This is a genomic window from Larkinella sp. VNQ87, from assembly GCF_049445795.1.
In the GTDB taxonomy this organism is placed as follows: domain Bacteria; phylum Bacteroidota; class Bacteroidia; order Cytophagales; family Spirosomataceae; genus Larkinella.
The window spans coordinates 268,820-288,280 of the sequence record NZ_JBMSDT010000004.1; the positions used below are offsets into that span (position 1 = coordinate 268,820).

Annotated in this window: 15 protein-coding genes; 9 read left to right on the forward strand and 6 right to left on the reverse strand. The window is 53.3% G+C overall.

Annotated elements, in window-relative coordinates:
• The first annotated feature begins 194 nt into the window (after positions 1–194).
• A complete protein-coding gene (locus tag ACO2Q8_RS08670) occupies positions 195–1,751 on the forward strand; it encodes a DUF5723 family protein (RefSeq protein WP_423344398.1) in 1,557 nt (518 codons plus the stop codon).
• Positions 1,752–1,754: 3 nt separating this feature from the next.
• On the opposite strand, the gene ACO2Q8_RS08675 is transcribed toward ACO2Q8_RS08670, so the two are convergent.
• From ACO2Q8_RS08675 to ACO2Q8_RS08700, 6 genes are all read right to left on the reverse strand, one after another.
• On the reverse strand, positions 1,755–3,317 hold the full coding sequence (locus ACO2Q8_RS08675) for a hypothetical protein (RefSeq protein WP_423344399.1): 1,563 nt from the start codon (positions 3,315–3,317) through the stop codon (positions 1,755–1,757).
• Between the two features lie 82 nt (positions 3,318–3,399).
• Positions 3,400–4,800, reverse strand: a complete 1,401-nt coding sequence (hslU, locus tag ACO2Q8_RS08680) for an ATP-dependent protease ATPase subunit HslU (protein ID WP_423344400.1) — start codon at positions 4,798–4,800, stop codon at positions 3,400–3,402.
• A 134-nt stretch (positions 4,801–4,934) separates the two neighbouring features.
• Positions 4,935–5,981 carry a type IX secretion system protein PorQ gene (gene porQ, locus ACO2Q8_RS08685; RefSeq protein ID WP_423344401.1) on the reverse strand — a complete coding sequence of 349 codons (1,047 nt, stop codon included), beginning with the start codon at positions 5,979–5,981 and terminating at the stop codon, positions 4,935–4,937.
• 155 nt (positions 5,982–6,136) lie between these two features.
• Positions 6,137–6,862, reverse strand: a complete 726-nt coding sequence (locus ACO2Q8_RS08690) for a hypothetical protein (RefSeq protein WP_423344402.1) — start codon at positions 6,860–6,862, stop codon at positions 6,137–6,139.
• A 2-nt stretch (positions 6,863–6,864) separates the two neighbouring features.
• Positions 6,865–7,626, reverse strand: a complete 762-nt coding sequence (locus tag ACO2Q8_RS08695; RefSeq protein ID WP_423344403.1) for a hypothetical protein — start codon at positions 7,624–7,626, stop codon at positions 6,865–6,867.
• A 167-nt stretch (positions 7,627–7,793) separates the two neighbouring features.
• Positions 7,794–8,342, reverse strand: coding sequence for a hypothetical protein (locus ACO2Q8_RS08700; protein WP_423344404.1), 549 nt, complete (start codon positions 8,340–8,342; stop codon positions 7,794–7,796).
• A gap of 100 nt (positions 8,343–8,442) precedes the next feature.
• Between ACO2Q8_RS08700 and ACO2Q8_RS08705 the strand changes: the two genes are divergently transcribed.
• The 8 genes from ACO2Q8_RS08705 (at position 8,443) to ACO2Q8_RS08740 (ending at position 19,443) form a co-directional block, all read left to right on the forward strand.
• Complete coding sequence (locus tag ACO2Q8_RS08705) at positions 8,443–9,999, forward strand: acyl-CoA carboxylase subunit beta (RefSeq protein WP_423344405.1); 1,557 nt, start codon at positions 8,443–8,445, stop codon at positions 9,997–9,999.
• Positions 10,000–10,015: 16 nt separating this feature from the next.
• Positions 10,016–11,119, forward strand: coding sequence for an AAA family ATPase (locus tag ACO2Q8_RS08710; RefSeq protein ID WP_423344406.1), 1,104 nt, complete (start codon positions 10,016–10,018; stop codon positions 11,117–11,119).
• The gene (locus ACO2Q8_RS08715; protein ID WP_423344407.1) at positions 11,116–11,763 is read left to right on the forward strand and encodes a DUF3226 domain-containing protein; all 648 of its coding nucleotides are present in this window, start codon (positions 11,116–11,118) and stop codon (positions 11,761–11,763) included. The genes ACO2Q8_RS08710 and ACO2Q8_RS08715 overlap by 4 nt, the downstream gene beginning before the upstream one ends.
• Before the next feature lie 142 nt (positions 11,764–11,905).
• Complete coding sequence (locus ACO2Q8_RS08720) at positions 11,906–12,484, forward strand: RNA polymerase sigma-70 factor (protein ID WP_423344408.1); 579 nt, start codon at positions 11,906–11,908, stop codon at positions 12,482–12,484.
• A gap of 79 nt (positions 12,485–12,563) precedes the next feature.
• Positions 12,564–13,667, forward strand: coding sequence for a FecR domain-containing protein (locus ACO2Q8_RS08725; protein ID WP_423344409.1), 1,104 nt, complete (start codon positions 12,564–12,566; stop codon positions 13,665–13,667).
• 104 nt (positions 13,668–13,771) lie between these two features.
• Positions 13,772–15,748, forward strand: a complete 1,977-nt coding sequence (locus ACO2Q8_RS08730) for an STN and carboxypeptidase regulatory-like domain-containing protein (protein ID WP_423344410.1) — start codon at positions 13,772–13,774, stop codon at positions 15,746–15,748.
• A gap of 161 nt (positions 15,749–15,909) precedes the next feature.
• Positions 15,910–18,267: a TonB-dependent receptor gene (locus tag ACO2Q8_RS08735; RefSeq protein ID WP_423344411.1), complete on the forward strand. Its 2,358-nt coding sequence runs from the start codon at positions 15,910–15,912 to the stop codon at positions 18,265–18,267.
• Positions 18,268–18,357: 90 nt separating this feature from the next.
• On the forward strand, positions 18,358–19,443 hold the full coding sequence (locus ACO2Q8_RS08740; protein ID WP_423344412.1) for a M20/M25/M40 family metallo-hydrolase: 1,086 nt from the start codon (positions 18,358–18,360) through the stop codon (positions 19,441–19,443).
• Positions 19,444–19,461: the final 18 nt, after the last annotated feature.

The window sequence follows — 19,461 nt, forward strand, 5'->3', positions numbered from 1 at the left end:
ATAAACCCTTAAAATTGCAATAATATGCAAAATTATATATGGTTGTAATCCGGGAGGCCCAGTTTATTATTTATTTAACCTTAGTGTTTTCTGATTACCTGTTAGTCCCCAGACGCATTATTTTTTCGTTACAACCTGTATCTTTAGAAGCACAAGGGTACCAAATGGTTTGAATCACGTCTATTAGCACTTGAATGAGAGGAAGATATAGTCGATGGGTGGCAACGCTGGTATCGCTGTCTGTTGCAGTTCCGGTCTGGGGGCAGTACCTCACCGGCATCGTCAACAGCAATTATGCCGGGACTCAGGCTTTGTACCGCAACCCGGCGGAGGTGGCCGACTCCCGCTACCGGTTTTACCTCAATCTGGTCACCACCGATTTTTACGCAGCCAACAACCATGTACGGTGGGTGGCACCGTTTCCCTTTTTTCGCTACATCACTGGAACGGTTCCGGCCCAATACCGGAGTGAACGCGGGCGCAGCCTGGGGCGCAGTGGCTACCTGGAAGAACAACTCAATGGCCGCGACAAACGCCTAACCGTCGGTGGGGAAGTTCGGGGGCCGTCGGCCCTCATTACCCTGAGCGATCGATTTGGCCTTGCTTTCACCACGCGGGCCCGAACCGGCATTTCGTACCGCAACACCTCCGAAGAAACCGCCCGGTTGATGATTTACGGCACCCAGATTGCCGAATTACAACGGGTCGTCAACGAAGGCCAGCACGGGATGGCCAACGTCAACGGTTTTGCTGAACTGGGTATCACGTTCGGGGCGGTTTTGCTCGACAACGACGACCGGTTCTGGAAAGCTGGAATCACCATTAAGCGGGAAATCGGTTTTTATAACGCCCATTTGCGAGTCGACGATGGCACACATCAAATTGTGCGCGATCCCAATCAGATTGGCTTTCAGGCGCTTCGCATCCGGAAGTTCGATGGGGCTTACGGGTATACCAACCAGTTGGCTTATCAGCGGGTGGGCTTTTCCCCGGGCTGGCTGTTTGGACAGCAATCGGCCGGGGGGGGATGGGGGTTCGATCTGGGCATGACGTATGAATACCGACCGGATTTTCGCAAGTACAGTTACCGTGAAAAAGGGGAATTGCGCCGGGACCCAGCCCGCAACAAATACCTGTATCGCATTTCGGCCTCTCTGGTCGACATTGGCGGAGTTCGTTTCCGCAATCCCGAAATCGTCAACCTGTACCAGGTCTCAGTGGAAAATAAATTTATTACCAACACCACCTTCCTGGGGGCCAAAACCCCCGACGAATTGAATGCCCGGGTGGTGGATGTCCTGGACCTGCTGCCCGCGCAACGAACTACATCTTACCGATCCGGTTTGCCTACTGCCCTGAATGTCAGCGCCGACTATAAGGTCCAGGAGCAGGTTTACGTGGGGGCCTTGTGGACCCAGAGCCTGGTGAATCCGAACTCCGTCGGCATGATTACGCCCTCCATGCTGGCCGTGGTGCCGCGCTGGGAAAGTCGCTGGGCGGAGGTGTCGATGCCCATTGCGTTGCAGGACAACTATACGATGATGACCGTCGGGCTGGCGCTACGGCTGGGGCCGGTTTTTGCCGGAACCGATCACCTGGGTGGTTTGGCAAATATCGGGAATCCGCGGGGAGCCAACTTCTACGCCGGTGCCGCAATCCCCTTGTTCCGGCGGGGACCGAAAAATCCGAACGATTGCTTTTTCCCTCCGCAGGAAGGCGGGTACTGGAAGCGGTTTGGCCGCAAACGGTAAGCTCTATTTTCGAAGCAAATGCCGGTAAAAAAACGAGTCTCGTCGGCCCATGTACTGAACGGCATAGTCGGTTCCGGCGTCGATGGCTTCATGCGGCCGCATCTGCGCCATATCCGATTCACCAAAATTAGTCGTTGCGTTGGCAATTGAGCGTTCAATGGGTTGCGGAATTGGAATCGACCGGAGCTTGTAGGCCAGCACCCGCAGTGGTACATACAGACCAACTACCAACCAGCCCGCGAAAACCCAGCCCGCCAGCGAGCGTTTCGCCGAACCCAGCCAGTGAGCAAAACCGTTCGCCAGGGCCAGATAATACAGAAACTGCTCCGGAATCATCGTGCGATTCTGAAAGTCATTCCAACGCCCCATGTAAACCAAACTAAGTAGCTGGACACAAAGAGCTGCCCGGAAGGCCATTTTTTCCCAGGCCTGATTTTGGCGGGCCTGTCGGTTGTACCACCGAAACAGGAAATAACCCAGCCAAAGTTGAAGACCCCAGAATAGCACGTACAGGGCCACATCCGCCGGTTTTTCAAACGCTTCGACTAGCAGACCCGCGTACGGAATGGGGTAATGAGCTTCGTAAAAACAGGCTAACAATCCGGCCAGCAGCAGACTGCTCAGCAGCCAAACCGGTTGCCGCCAGGACGAAACCACAAACAGATTCGGTTGAGAAAACAGCACCCAAAGGCCCAGCCCGATACTCACAAATGGTGACCACAAGAGGGTAGCCGCACCGATAAAAGCCAGCCCGGCGGGCGATCGCTTCCAGCTTTGCCACCAAACGATGAGCCCAATGGCGATCCAGCCGCCGAGGGCATGCTGCGGAACCGCCTGCAACTGCATCACGAGCGGGGCCGGGTCGAGACTTTGCGTGAAATTATGGTTGCTGAAGGCCAACCGGGGCGTTTCGTAGCGGGTGTACCCCGGAATTTGGTGTTGAAAAACCGCTGGTAGCCAGATTGTTACGTTCCAGTGGAAATCTTCATACAGCGACCAGAACAGTCGAATCGCCACTTCGACGCCCGACAGCAGCGGCAGTCCAACGGCAATCCAGACCCGGTACAGCTGACTCAGCCGGGTCGCCCAGCCCAGGGCCAGCCCAACGCCCAGCCATCCCCAGAAAAACGACACCCAGTCGGCCGACCGAAGCGACAAATGAGCGGTTTTAACCACGAGGGCCGTCGGGAGGTAATAGGCAAAATAGTAGCACAGAAACGGATCATCGAAACGGTCGCTGGTATACAGCACCGGCCACGGGCGGGTGATCAGGTCGTAGAAAACCAAGTTATGCTTATCGTAATCGCCGTATTGGGGTATAAAGGCTCCGATGCCACTGACCCAGGTCCAGAACAACGAACCCAGCGCCAGCAGCAGCCATTCTTTTCCGGAAAAGGAAATCGGAGAGTCGGCTCGGCTAGTTTGTCGGACAACCTGAGCAATTCCGACTGCGATCAAAACCGTAAGGGGAATTGCCACGAACGGGACAATCCAGAACCACAGAAAAATCACGACCGGCACGTACAGGTAAAGCAACGAGACAAGCGTAAACCGGTCGGTTTTCATCAACTGTACCACGGATCGCTGGTCCGTGTTTTATTTTTCTGAACAAACAAAGAAAACCACGGACCAGCGGTCCATGGGTACATCAGAGAATAAACTGGCTGAGATCCCGGTTTTTGACGAGCAGGCTGAGCCGTTCCTGCACCATTTCTTTCGTAATGACCACTTTGGCGTTGGCGCCGATCACATCCGGAATGTCGAACATGAAGTCGTTTAGCAAATGGCTCATGACCGTTTGCAAACGCCGGGCGCCGATGTTCTCGACTTCTGAATTGACCTGAAAGGCAATCCGGGCAATTTCGCGCAGCGACTCCTCCTGAAACGTCAGCTCGACTTTTTCGGCTTCCAGCATCGCCACGTACTGCTTCGTCAGGGCGTTTTTCGGGGCGCTCAGAATCTGGAAGAAATCATCTTCCGACAGACTCTGGAGTTCGACCCGAATCGGAAACCGCCCCTGCAACTCCGGAATCAGGTCCGACGGTTTGGAGACGTGGAAGGCTCCGGCGGCCACGAACAGGATATAGTCGGTATTGATGCTGCCGTATTTGGTGTTGACGGTGCTGCCCTCGACAATCGGCAGCAAATCGCGCTGGACGCCTTCACGGCTCACATCCGGCCCACCCGAGCCACCGCTCCGGCTGGACGCAATCTTGTCGATCTCGTCAATAAAAATGATGCCGGTATTTTCGGCTTTCCGGATGGCTTCGTCTTTCACCTCGTCCATGTCGATGAGCTTCCCGGCTTCTTCTTCCAGCAGGATTTTCTTGGCTTCGGCAATGGTCACCTTGCGTTTCTTGCCGCGCCGGGGCATCATCCCGCCAATCATCTCCTGAATATTCATCATGGAAAGTTCATCGACGGTTCCGCCGATCATGCCGATGTTGGGTGCTTGATTCTGCTGAACATCAATCTCAATTTTCCGCTCGTCCATTTCACCCCGCCGGATTTTTTCCCGAAACCGCTCGCGGGTCCGTTCGTTCAGTTCGGCATCGGTATCCGGCATGTCGTTCGAGTTATTTTTTTCATCGAGAACAAAACCGGATGCCTGCTTGATGGGCGGAATCAGAATGTCCAGAATCATATCCTCGACAATCTGTTGGGCCCGGTTTTTTACCTGCTCTTTCTTGGCGGCCTTGACCATATTGACCGACTGTTCGACCAGATCCCGGACCATGCTTTCGACATCCCGGCCCACGTAACCTACTTCTGTAAATTTTGAGGCTTCTACTTTGGTAAAGGGCGCATCGGCAATCTTGGCGAGCCGCCGGGCAATTTCGGTTTTCCCGACACCCGTAGCGCCGATCATCAGGATGTTATTGGGGGTAATTTCCCGCTGCATGTCCGGGCCACTGTTCATGCGTCGCCAGCGGTTACGAAGGGCGATGGCCACGTTGCGTTTGGCATCGTGCTGCCCGATGATGTATTGATCCAATTCGGCGACAATTTGCCGGGGGGTTAGGTCTTTCAGCTCGTGTTGTTGGGTCATAATCAGGATAATTGCTCGGGAGCAGAGGGCATGGGGCTAAGGGCATAGGGCAATGAAAACACCCTATGCCCCTGGCCCTTTGCCCTCTGCTCATACAAAGAAACGCAGGAAACGGTATTTTGTGCCCGAAAGAATCACTTTTTTGACCCAATACGGTGTAAATCTATACGAAATGACAAATGACTGCTTCCACCACTGGCTGGAATGGCCAGCGTCCGGGCGTAAATTAGCTGAAAACCTTTGGCCTGGATGGCCGCGCCGAACGAGAAACCGGCTGCTCCCGTACCGGTCGTCAGCCGAGCTTCCTGGCGACGTAAATGATTGTACCCCGCCAGCAAATTGACATTTCGGTGAATTAAAAACTCTAGCCCAACAGCCAGGTGGCGCATGATTTTTTCCGGCACGGCCACATTCTTCGGAACTGGATTTCCGTTCAGGTCGTAGGTGACATTCAACGCTGGATCGTTGTAGACAATGTCGAACCGGTGCAGGTGGTGGGCGGTCAGTGTCGCCCGGATGGGCAGGTGCTCGGGTTTGACCGTGACCCCGGCCTGCAAATCGAACGGCAGATCGGGCAGGCTACCCGTTGCGCCAGGCAGGTAACTTTGCAGCCGAAAACCGGCATTTTTGGCGACGAGCCCGAAAATTAACTCTTTTTTCGGATGCCGCCAGGTGCCCCCCAGATCGAACAAAACCGCAAAGGCCGAATACGTTTCGATGGACGAACCGACGGCTTTCAAGGTAGCCCCAAGCGTAAAATTGCCTTCCGTGCGGGAGTGGGTGAGGCTCAGGGCGTAGTCGTTGGCGGTAAATGTTCCGACCGAGTTGCCTTGCAAATCGGTTTGTTCGAAGGTCCCGAAACTTAAGTACTGCAACCCCACGGCCCACGGGCCACTGCTTTTTACCGGCAAACCGTATTGCAGGCAGTAAAACCGGGTGTCGGCAAAATACGGGACAAAGTTCAGCGTGAGGTGGTTACGGGCCGATGAATCCAGTAAAGCCGGGTTTTGCAGGAAAAACTGCCCCTGCGGTTGGGTGTTGGAAGCCGCCAGCCCACCCAGCGCGGCTACCCGGGCGTTCGTAGGAATCGCGAGAAAGGCAAAACCGCTCTGCCCGCCCGGAAACTGGCCGACCGCCCAAAATGGAATCAGAAGGAAAAAAGCCGCTAGATTTACTCTCAAGGCTGATGTCGGTTATTCCGGGCCAAATATCGAATAATGGACACGGAATAGCGAATGAATGAACAAGGAATAAATAATAAATAATGAACACTGAATAACGAATAACGAATAACGAATACTGAAAACCGTCTAATACCCCATGCCCTTCGCCCCACTCACAACACATACCCCAGCTTGATTCCCAGCGTGACGCTCGGATAGACCCCGTTGTTTCGGACACGCCAGTCGCCGGTGTTGGTAAACTGGAAAACATTTTCGTTGGAGTTGCTGAAGCGAAAGGGCGTGAGACGGCGAAACCCGAAGCCGACGTAAAAATCGAGCAAAAACCGGTTGTCGCTCGGCATGGATAGCACAAACTGCCGCCCGAATTTGGCGTGAAGTCCCCAGACCGTGCGGTACATCGGAAACGTGCCCCGCTCGAAATAGGCGCAGGTGCCGTCGGCACATTCGCGGCCGATCGAGGTGTTTTCCGTCACCGACAGTTGCTTGAAGAAGGCTTCCAGGGCAAAATACCGACCGATGGGGGGCGTCGCGAAATGCGGTTTTCGGTTGCCCCGGTACCGCCCGGAATAGCGTCGCCACTCGGCCCGGCCCCGCCAGACTTCAAAATCCGCAAAGTCGTCGCGCCGGTACTCGTGGATATTCATACCCCGCCAGCCATAGCCGAATTCGCCCTGAACCGTGTGGCGGGTCCCGAAAAGTCGTTCGGCCCCGAACTGGATGGTGTTGTCGATGTCGACCAACGCCAGGGGTGCAAACTTGATCACCCAGCGCGGAGGGCGGTGCATGACCGGGGTGAGGGTATCGGGTAAATCGAGTTGCGCCAGGACATTAAATGGCAGCAAAACCGCCAGCAAACTTTTCCAAAACCGGTTTTTCATCCCTATTCGATGGCCAGTTTGCTGAGCAGCGTCAGTTGTTGGGACGCGTCGTAGCGGTATTGGAAAATACCATCTTTGCCGGTTACGATCAGCACCGAACGGTTCGGAATTACGTCGTAGGAGCGTACATTGTCGAAGGTCTTGATCAGCCGGAGTTGTACCGGGTCGGTGGCGTCAAACACTTTTAATCCGGCATCGCCTTCGCAGACAAACAGCAGGTTGCCGTCGATGCCCAGCCCGTGCGGATTGATCATCGAAATCGTATTAACCCGGACGGGGTTCGACAGATCGCTGATATCGACCACCTCCAGGCGGTTGGGACCGGTGTTGCAGGCCGTGCCGCTGCGGAGCGTCACGTAGGCGTAATTGCCCTGCGCCACCACGGGATCGCAACTGAAAACGTGCTGGTACAATGCGGTTTGCCGGGGACTGGCCGGGTCGTTGAGGTTCATGATGTACATGCCTGTCTGCGTGCCGATGAACAGGTGGTTGTTGTACGGGAAGATGGTTTCTACCCCAAAACCGAGCGACACCTTTTTTCGGTGAGTCGGATTGACGCTTTCCTGCACGTCGTACACCTGCAAGCTATTGTGATTGACCACGTACAGATAATTGCCAGCCACGGCAAACCGGGCCATTGACCCGCCGGTTCCGCTCCCGCCGTTGGGATTCGGCGCGGCTGCATTGTCACTGCTGCTTAATTCGGAACAACCCGCTAGCGCGGCCAGCCCGATCAGTATGGTGACTAGTAGAAGATTTTTCATAGTACCCACGGACTTCAGTCCGTGTTTTTGAATCTGTTTAAATTTTTCATACTCGAGTCTCCATGAGTGCGTTCTGTCATGGGATCACACAAAAGCCATTGAAAGAAAAAGGTTAAACGGCCTCTTATTGACTTTTCAAGATTCGGGGAAACTTATATTTTAACCAGTTATCGATAACATTTCGGATTAGTCAGGAGAGCAGATTCCCAACGAACGACGATGCCTTTCTCGGGATCGGCGCACTCAAACTGCACCCCGCGTGGCTGTGGATAAGAGGGATACGGATACGCATCTTTGACGCGTTTCAGCATCCGGACATGCTGCGGATCGCTGATGTCGAGCGCTACCAGATCCATCGAGTTGTCGGCATACAATACCTGGTCCTTAACGGCCATATCGGCATTGCCCGGTACCGAAATGAACGAGATTTTTTGCGGGTGAGCCGGATCGCGGTTGTCGACAATGTGAATACCTTTTCCCTGCTCGTTGATGAACAGATAGGAACCTTTCGTGTAAATTTTGCCGGGAAACCGGAGCGGTTGCGGGGCCAGCGTTTTGATCGTACTGATCTCTTCGTAGGACGCATAAACCGGCCGAAGACCCTGGACTTGCCGGTTGCCCACGTCGTCCGGGCTGGTTTCGCAGCCGAAAATCGCCAGCAACAGCAGCGGGGCGGTTAATCGCTGCCAACAAGGTGTAAAGGAAAGGTATTTCATAAAGCCGCAGTTTTGCAACAATGATTCAAATTGTCCGAAAAGCGTTGGAATTCCCAGGAAAATATATTTTTGTTGAATTCTATTTCAACCGAACCCGTGCATGGACGCCAAAATCAAGTCAACGAAAACCGAAATCCTGGATCAAAAGAACGCCGAAGCCGAGTTGGGCGGAGGCCAGAAGCGCATCGACGCCCAGCATAAAAAAGGAAAGCTGACTGCCCGCGAGCGTATTGCTTTGCTGGTCGATGAAGGCTCGTTTGAAGAAATAGGCAAGTTCGTCATGCACCGCACGCGGGATTTCGGACTCGACAAGGAACACTACCTGGGCGATGGCGTTGTGACGGGATACGGCACGGTCAACGGGCGGCTGGTGTACGTCTTTGCGCAAGACTTTACGGTTTTCGGGGGCGCTTTGTCCGAAACGCACGCCGAGAAGATTTGCAAGATCATGGATCTGGCGATGAAAAACGGCGCGCCGGTGATTGGCCTGAACGATTCGGGTGGGGCCCGGATTCAGGAGGGTGTGCTGTCGCTGGCTGGTTACGCGGATATTTTTTACCGCAACACGCTGGCATCCGGCGTCATTCCGCAGATTTCGGCGGTGATGGGGCCGTGCGCGGGTGGTGCGGTGTATTCCCCGGCGATCACGGATTTTATCCTGATGGTCGAAAACACTTCGTATATGTTTGTAACGGGGCCGAACGTGGTCAAAACCGTGACGCACGAAACCGTGACGGCCGAGGAATTGGGAGGGGCCAGTACGCACAGCACCAAATCCGGCGTGACGCATTTTGCCTGCGCCAACGAACTGGAGTGTATTCAGTACATTAAAAAGCTGCTGAGTTACATCCCCCAGAACTGCGAAGACGAGCCGGTAAGGGTGCCGTACGAACCGGCCGACGAACTCCGGCCGAAGCTGAATACGCTGATCCCCGAAAACCCGAACCAGCCCTACGACATGCGGGAGGTGATCGAAGAACTGGTCGATGCCGGTAGTTTTTTTGAGGTTCATCAGGCGTTTGCCGAGAACATCGTGGTCGGATTTGCCCGGATTGCGGGGCGCAGCATCGGGGTTGTGGGCAACCAACCGGCGGTTTTGGCCGGGGTACTTGACATCGATTCCAGTACGAAAGCCGCCCGGTTTGTGCGGTTTTGCGATTGCTTCAACATTCCGTTGCTGGTGCTGGAAGATGTCCCCGGTTTTTTGCCCGGCACCGACCAGGAGTGGAACGCTATCATCACAAACGGCGCCAAGCTGCTCTACGCTTTCTGCGAAGCGACCGTGCCGCGCGTGACGGTTATCACCCGGAAAGCCTACGGGGGTGCGTATGACGTGATGAACTCCAAGCACATCGGGGCCGACCTGAACTACGCCTGGCCAACCGCCGAAATCGCCGTCATGGGTGCGAGTGGGGCCGCCGAGATCATTTTCAAGCGCGAGATTGCCGAAGCGCCCGACCCGCAGGCCCGCTTGCAGGAGAAAGTGCAGGATTACACCGAAAAGTTCGCCAACCCGTACCGGGCCGCCCACCGGGGCTACATCGACGAGGTGATCTATCCCGACCAGACGCGCCGGAAACTGATCCGGGCGTTCCAGATGCTAGAGAACAAAGTGGCGACCTTGCCGAAGAAAAAACACGGGAATATTCCGTTGTGATTGAGTATTCTATAATATGGAAAAGCAGCACTTGACATACTTTAAAATCGAGAATTTCAAGCGATTCGATTCGTTTGAAATGTCGAACCTTGGGCAGTTTAATTTGATTGTCGGGGATAATAATGTGGGGAAGACGTCGGTTTTAGAAGCGTTACTTTTTGATGAAGATCGTATTGAATATTTGTTTAATCTATATAGCACATTGTATATAAGAGGGCTTTTAAACAAGTATCCAGAAGATACTCGCCAATACGGTACGTTAAAAGAGATTTGGTTGTATATTTTTAGAGAACTTCAAAAACCTCTTAATATTGAGGTTAAAGATAGTTCAGATTTTGCTAAAAAAATCAAGCTAGAATTGATTGAAGGGAAGGACCTCGTTGAAAGAGATAAAAATTTTATAGCTCAACAAGTCTTGTTAAATCAAAGCCCTGAACTTTGGCTCAGATTCTATTTTCAGGATGAATATTCTGGCGTTTTCGGTCGCTATAATGAGGAAGCTATTGAATTTAGAAAAAAAAGTAATTACGTTGTAAGTAAGTATATTAGCTTTAATGTTGGATATCTAGATATACATCTTTCAAGCTACTTTCAAAATATTAACTCTTCAAAAAAAAAGAGAGTAGAATTTGAAAATAATTTAAAGCTTATAATAAATAACTTAGAGGAAGTGCGGCCACATAAAGTATTTAATAGAGAGATTTTAGGAGTAGTTTTAAAAAACGATCAGGAAATTTACCCTATCGCACGCTTTGGAGACGGGGTAGTAAAAATTATGCGTATTCTTCTTGGAATATTTTCAGTAGATGGTGAGAGGGTTATGATTGATGAAATTGATGCTGGTATCCACTACTCTAAATTAAAAGCTTTTTGGAAGGCAATATTTTTAATGTGCCATAACCGCCAAGTCCAGCTCTTCGCTACCACTCACAGCCTTGAATGCCAGCAAGCGTTTATTGAAGCTCTTCAAGATGAAGATATGCAGCAGTTTCAGCAAGACGCCCGAAATATTACGATGATGGAAGACAAGGATGGACAGGTAAAGGCGGTTACTTATGACTTCGAGCAGTTCGAGTATGCGTTGAACATCGGTTTTAACACACGCGGAGGAAAACAATGAGCCCGGTTCAGATTTTCGTGGAAGGAGTCGCCGATCAAAAGTTTTTACAGGATATAATTTTAGATTGGTACGGAATAGAATTATCGATTGGCGGAATTAATGATAAAGTTGGGAAACCGGTTGATATTTTAGAACTAGGAGGGAAAGATGCTTTCGACACTCCTGATAAGTTAAAAAAATTAACTCCAGTTTTTCAAACCTTGGCAATAACAGGAAAACCGGCTTTGGTCATTTTTGATGCGGACAAATTCGCAACCAACAACGCGAACTTGCTTGTGCATAGTCAGACGTACGGCTTTCGATTCTTTCTGTTTCCTAATAACCAACACGATGGGGATTTGGAAACGTTGCTTGAAGCCCTAATTCATCCCGTAAACCGGGTGATTTTTGATTGCTGGGAGAGTTATGAATCTTGTCTGAAGACGCACAAAACAACCCTGACGGATAGCGGAAGCTTTACAACGCCAGCCCGAAAAACCAAGATTTACGCTTATTTAGAAGCCTTGCTGGGAGAATCGGACTCGGAAAAAGAAAAAATTAAAGAGCGAAAACGCAATTATAGGGAGCCAAACCACTGGAATCTCGACCCCGCAAACCCCGTCCTGCAACCCCTCAAAGCCTTTTTAGACCCGTTCTTCCCCTGACTCACCCGGCATTTTTCCCCGTTCAGAAAATATTTTGCGCAATTCATGGGGGGATTTCAACGTTTAGGTGTCTTTCCGGTAGTTGACGTAGCGGAGGGTTACGAGAAGTATCGTAGATTTGCCGGAAAACCAATCCAACTACGTGCAACTGACCGATCAGGAAGTGATTCATGCGATACGACTGGGCGACGAGTCGGCGTTTGAAGCTGTTTTTCGACAGCACTACGCCCCGCTGTGCCAGTATGCCCGCACGTTTCTGCACGATTGGGACGATGCCGAAGAAACCGTCCAGGCGGTTTACATGACGATCTGGGAAAAACGCGAGGGCCTGGAAATCACGGTTTCGCTGAAGTCGTACCTGTACCGGGCGGTACATAACCGGTGCCTGAACCGCATCCGGCATTTGTCGGTGCAGGCCGAACACCGCGAACAAGCGGCTTATGAGGTGGATTTGTACCAGACGTCGGAGGCTCCGATGCAGTCGCTGATTGCCGACGAACTCTCGGACCGGGTGCAGGAAGCCATCCAGCGGTTGCCCGAACAGTGCCGGCTGATCTTTACAATGAGCCGGTTTGACGAACTGAAGTACCAGGAAATTGCCGATCAACTCGGGCTTTCCATCAAAACCGTGGAAAACCAGATCGGGAAGGCCCTGCGCATTTTACGCACCGAATTGGCCGATTATTTGCCAATTTTATGGTTGTTTTTTTGGTTAGAATGAAGAAATGAGACAAAAGGCCAGAGACAAGAGATTATCCACTCAAGTCTAATGTCTTACTTCTATTGTCGATATAACGAAAATGCCTGATCAACCCGAAAACCGAATCGACGACGACCTGCTGGGCAAGTACCTGGCCGGGGAGACCGATGCTGCCGAGTCGGAACGGGTTCGACGCTGGCTGGCGCAGGACAACTCCGAACGGCAGGAATTTGAGCGTTTTGAACGCATCTGGAACACCGCCGGAGCCTTAAAGCAAAAGCCCAACCCGGAACAGAATCCGGTCGATACTGATGCGGCCTGGGCCAAAATGCGCACAAAAATGCGTTCATCGGCGGTTGAAACGGACGTGCTCGCGCCCAAACTGGAACCCGTGGCGCCAGCACCGGAGCCCGTGATCAAACCGTTGCCCGTCGATCCGCCCCATACCGGGCGGGTTGTCCATTGGTGGCAGTCGCCGGTCTGGGCCGTGGCGGCTATGGCCGTGCTGCTGTCGGGGCTGCTGTGGTTTTTCCTGAACCCAAACCAGCCGGAACCCGTTGAACAACTGGCTGCGGTGACAACTAACCAGAAAATGGAGAAAATTCTGCCGGATGGTACCAAAGTCCTGCTGAATCAGAACAGCCGACTGACGTATCCGGAAGCGTTTGCCGCCGACAGCCGCGAGGTCGAACTCAGCGGGGAAGCCTTCTTTGATGTAAAACCTGACCCGACGAAACCGTTCCGGATTCACGTCCGGAACACGGTCGTGCAGGTGCTGGGAACGTCGTTTAGCATCCGGGCGTATACCAACGATGTGCGGGTGGCCGTCAGTAGTGGAAAAGTGAAGTTTTCATCTGGAAAAAAAGCAGTCACACTGGTAAAGAACGAGCAGGCATCATTTAATGCCGTGAAGGATACGATCATCACAATGCCTAAACTGTCTGCGGATGCGCTAACGTTCAAAACCGGTCTGCTGGTGTTTGACAAAGAGCCCCTCAGTAGTGTCGTAAAAAAGCTGGCCGAAGTGTATCACGCCGATATTTACCTGGCCAATGAGCAAATCGCTGGCTGTCCGTTTACGTCCGATTTCAAGGAGAATCTAAACCTGGAAGAGGTGTTGACGGTAACGGCGGAAAGCTTGAAACTTCAGTGGCGGAAAGACGGAAACCGGTTTGTGCTCGACGGTAAACCATCCTGTCAGTAAGCTCCGGAAATTCGTAACCCGATTGCAATTCTTTGTTCGTTTAACGGTCCGCATAGGGGTAAGTCCCGCCTTGGATGTCTTCATCCCGACTAGTTCACCATATTATGTATCTGACTCGATTCTACCTTTGTCTGATTGGCTGTGTTTTGCTGCGCTCCTCGTTTGCGCAATCAACACCCCCGCTCGAACGGGTGGTATCGGTTGACTTCACGAATGAGCGCCTTGACAATGCCCTGAAAATCATCGGTACCAAAGGCCAGTTTTCCTTTGCCTACAACTCGACCATCATTAATTCCAGCGGCACACTGACCTTACGGACGAGCAACACCGTCAGAGCTTTGCTGAACCAGATCTTTCGCGGAACCATCACGTACAAATCACGCGGGAACCACATCATTCTCCAAAAAGCCGAGCCTCCCGCCGAAGAACCGAAGAGTTTTTACCTCGATGGGTACATCACCGACCGACAAACCGGCCAGAAAATAAGTCAGGTCAGTATTTACGAGAAAACCACCCTCGCATCGACCGTAACGAACCCGTACGGTTATTACCGCATCAAGCTTTCGACGGCCATTCCGTCGGTGCGGCTTGAAGTCCGGCGGAAATACTATTTCTCCGAAACCGTGTCGATCAACGCCCGGCAGACGCACAAACTTGATATCGGCCTGACACCTTTGCCGACCCCAACGACGCTGCAACCGCTGACGGCCCGGATTTCGGTCGATACGACCCGGCCCACCGTGATTGTGCCCCAGCCGGTTGCCGTGGCGGTTCCGATTGATTCGACCCCGGCACCCCGGACGGGCAGCCCGGCCCCGACCATCTGGGATCGCAGCAAGTCGGTGCTGGCCGAAACCAAAGATGATTTTGCTGACTGGTTCAAAACCACCCGGCAAGCCATTCATGATGCCAACCTGGCCGGGGATACACTCTACCGGGATTTGCAATTCTCCCTCTTTCCCTTCATCGGGACGAATCATACGCTGAGTGGGCGGGTGATCAACGACTATTCGTTGAACCTCGTGGGTGGTTACTCGTTAGGCGTCCGGAAGCTGGAAGTGGGCGGTTTTCTGAACCTGGTGCGGGGGGATGTCAGCGGGGTTCAGGTGGCCGGTTTTGCCAACGCCGTAGGCGAAAACACGGACGGGATTCAGGTCGCCGGTTTTTTTAATGGCGTTCGAAAAGACGTAACCGGCATCCAGGCGGCTGGTTTTGGCAACACGGTCATTGGCAACGTGCGCGGCATCCAGGCTGCCGGTTTTTACAACATGACGCTGGGCGCAATGCCCGAAAGCATTCAGGCGGCCGGTTTTGGTAATATTGCCGTAGGCGAGGTGTCGGGCTTTCAATTGGCCGGTTTTTCCAACGTGGCTGCTCGCTCGATGAACGGGTTTCAACTGGCCGGGTACGGCAACCTGACCGTCGGCAATCAAACGGGTTTCCAGTTGGCGGGTTTCACCAACCTTGTGGTGGGCGAACTGCGGGGCTGGCAGATCAGCGGTTTTATGAACTATGCCACAAAAGTGGTGCGGGGCCACCAGCTTTCGCTGGTCAACGTGGCCATTTCGTCCGAAACGACGCCCTTCGGATTTTTTAGTTATGTGCATGAAAATGGCTACCGGCGGCTCGAAATTTCGACTGATGAGCTGATGACCACCAGCCTGACGTTTAAAACCGGCGTTCGGGGCTTCTATAACATTTTCACCGGTGGAACCAATTACGGCGAAGCCGGCAAACCGCTCTGGAGCCTGGGTTACGGGTTCGGAACGGCTGCGAACCTGAAGCGGGGCTGGATGCTGAATTTTGACCTGACCGGGAATGTCCTGAGTGCCGACGACCAGTTTTACTGGGACGAACTCAACACCCTGGTGCGCCTTAATATCGGGATTGAGAAAAAACTAACGCGGCACCTGGCCCTGGCGATTGGGCCCACGGCCAATTTGTTCCTAAGCGATTTTGTCAGCACCAAACCGCCGACGCGCTTCGATGTGCCGCTGTTTAACAATGGCGGTAATGTCCTGAAAACCTATACGAACGGTTGGGTTGGGTTTCAGGCTGCTTTCCGGATTTGCAATCCCTAGCAAGATTGTTTGGGGAAGTTTGCTCCTCCTGATTGGTTTCAGGAGGCTTTTGTATTCGTAATGAGTTGATAGATAAGATGTTATCATAAAAAATAATCAGAAGACAGATAGGGGTAATGAGTGGAGTAGCTGTCCTAAAGCAAACTACAACACAACTACTCATGTTCATTCGCACTCTATTTCTCACTCTCATTGTCTGTCAGTTCCTAACAAACGTATACGGCCAGACGTACACCCAGACCATTCGCGGAACCGTTGTCGACCAAAGCCTGCAAACCGCCCTGCCGGGTGCTACGGTCGTCGTCCTGAATTCAAATCCGTTGAAGGGGACCACCACCGAAGCCGACGGGTCGTTTCGATTGACGCAGATCCCGGTGGGTCGCCAAAGCCTGAAAATCACCAGCATGGGCTACAAGGAATTAATTTTATCGAACATCCAGGTCGATGCGGGTAAGGAGCTGGTGCTGAATGTGGCGCTGGAGGAAGCTGTGGTGACGGTCAACGAAGTGACGGTAAAACCGCAACTGGAAAAAAACAAACCGTTGAATGAGATGGCCACCGTGAGCGCCCGGACGTTCTCGGTGGAAGAAACCCAGAAGTTTGCAGCCGCCGTCAACGACCCGGCCCGGATGGCGACGGCCTACGCGGGCGTCGTCGGGGCCGACGATGGCAATAACACCATCGTCATCCGGGGCAATTCGCCGAACGGCCTGTTGTGGCGCATGGAGGGCGTCGAAATTCCGAATCCGAACCATTTTGCCAACCTGGGCTCGGCCGGGGGCGGTATTTCAATCCTGAGTGCGCAATTGCTGACCAACTCCGATTTCATGACCGGCGCGTTCCCGGCCGAATACGGCAATGCGCTATCCGGTGTGTTCGATCTGCGGTTGCGGAAGGGCAACAATGCCAAACGCGAACATACGGTTCAGGCCGGTTTTCTGGGGCTGGACGTAGCCAGCGAAGGCCCGTTTTCCAAAAGTTACAAAGGCTCTTACCTGTTTAATTACCGGTATTCGACGCTGGGCTTACTCGCAAAAATGGGCGTCAACGTGGGGCCGGCCGTTAACGTATTTCAGGATTTGTCGTTCAATTTATATTTTCCGGCGGGCAAAGCGGGCAACTTTACGGTGTTTGGCTTCGGCGGTTCCAGCACGAGTAACATCGACGCCGAACAGGATTCGACGAAATGGACCAGCGAGGGAGAGCAGTACAACGACCGGTTTTTTGCCAAAACCGGCGCCGTGGGGGCCACCCACGCCATCAACCTCAGCTGGAAAGCTTTCCTGAAAACCGTCGTGCTGTGGTCGGGCTACCAGAGCGGCTACGAGAGCGAGTCGCTGGAAACCGGCTACGTGCCGTTGCTGCAAATGCGGGAAGCGTATAGCCTCCGGAAACAAATTGTCTCCTCCACGCTCACCTACAAGTTCAATGCCCGGCATACTGTCTGGGCGGGTCTGACGGCGACGGCGATGGGCTTTAATCTGGAACGGAACGAACGCAACGACGAAACCGACCGCTTCGAAACCCAGGTCCAGACGAAGGACCAGACTCAAACCGTGCAGGGCTACGGCCAGTGGAATTACCGACTGAGCGAAAAACTAACGATCAATGCCGGATTGCACTACCTACGCCTGTTGCTTAACGATTCGGATGCGCTTGAACCGCGCGGGTCGGTCCGCTGGGCGTTTGTGCCGGGGCATTCGCTGAGCCTGGGCTACGGCCTGCACAGCCAGATTCAGAACCTGGCGACGTATTTTGCTACCAGCGAGTCCGAAACCGGCGTGAAGCAGCTATTGAACCGGAACCTCGGCCTGACGCGCTCCCACCACCTGGTGCTAGCCTACGACTGGCTGCTCAACGACCACCTGCGCGTGAAAGCCGAAACCTACTACCAGTCGCTGTTCAACATTCCGATCAGCGCCGACAAGCAGGATGCGTTTGCGTTGGTCAATAGCTTCGATGGGCTGACTGTCGAGCGGCTGACGAATAAAGGCGTCGGCAAAAACTATGGCCTGGAACTGACGCTGGAGCAGTTTTTACACAACAATGTCTACTTCCTGTTTTCGTCGTCACTCTATGAATCGAAATACCGGGCTTCGGACAACGTCTGGCGTGATACCCGCTTCAACGGCAAGTATGCCTTCACGTTTCAGGGCGGCAAAGAATTCATTCTGGGCGAGTCGGGCCGGAACGTGATTGGTCTGAACCTGAAACTGACGTATTACGGTGGCTACCGGACGACGCCCATCGACCTGGCTGAATCGGTCCGGAAACAGGAAACCGTGTACATCGACAGCCAGTCGTACAGCCAGAAACTACCGGATTATTTCCGGACGGATATCCGAGCCAGTTGGAAACGCAACCGACCCCATTCGACCCGTACGCTCTCGCTCGATATCCAGAACGTAACCAACCGCCCGAATGTGTACGGCCGGTATTTTGAACCCCGTAGCGGGCAGGTCAAAACCAGCTATATGACGCCCCTGATTCCGGTTCTGAGTTACCGGGTTGCCTTTTAAACAAACTATCCGCAAAAAAACGGTCGGCAAGTGGGATTTGTCGACCGTTTTCGTTTGGTTTGGTGACTAGTCCATTAATTTTTGAAACGAATGACCGAATCGAGTAAGAACTTTCTCTATGCTTATCTGAACAATGCCTCGCCGACGGGTTTCGAGTCCACGGGGCAGCAAATCTGGCTGGATTACCTCAAGCCTTATATTGATGAGTACCTGGTCGATACGTACGGCACGGTTGTCGGGGTGGTGAATGCCAAAGCGGGTGCGACGGAGCAACCGTACAAAGTGGTCATTGAAGCCCATTCCGACGAAATTTCGTGGTTTGTCAATTTCATTTCCGACGATGGGTACCTGTACGTCCGGCGCAACGGCGGTTCCGACGCCCTGATTGCGCCTTCGATGCGGGTCGATCTGCATACGGCCAACGGCATTGTGAAGGGCGTTTTCGGCTGGCCTGCCATCCACGTGCGGGATCTGGCGAAAGATGCCGCCCCGAAAGTGACGGACCTGTTCATCGACGTGGGCGCGCAGACGAAGCAGGAGGTGCTGGACATGGGCATCCATGTCGGCACGGTTTGTACGTTTTCCGACGGCCTTTTTGAACTCAACGACCGGTATTACGTCGGCCGGGCGCTCGACAACCGCATGGGCGGTTTTATGATTGCCGAAGTGGCCCGGATGCTGAAGGAGAACGGAGTGGAGTTGCCGTTTACGCTCTATATCGTCAACGCGGTACAGGAGGAAATCGGGCTGCGCGGGGCCGAAATGATCGCCCGGCGGCTGAAACCGGACCTGGCGATCATTACCGACGTGACGCACGATACGCAGTCGCCCAAGTACGACAAGAAGGAGCAGGGCGACCTGAAAGCCGGGGGCGGTCCGGTGATTTGCTACGGTCCGGCGGTCCAGAACAAAGTCCGGGATTTTATCATCCAGGTGGCGCAGGACAAGGAGATTGCCTTCCAGCGCCAGGCCGTGAGCCGTTCGACCGGAACCGACACCGACTCGTTTGCCTATGCAGCCGAAGGGAGTGCCTCGGCGCTGATTTCGCTGCCACTCAAATACATGCACACCACGGTCGAAACTGTCCATAAAGACGATGTACAGGCCGTGATCCAGTTGATTTATGAGACCTTGCTGGCCGTAAAAGGTAACGAGGATTTTCGGTACATCAAGTAAGGAATACCCGAATACGAG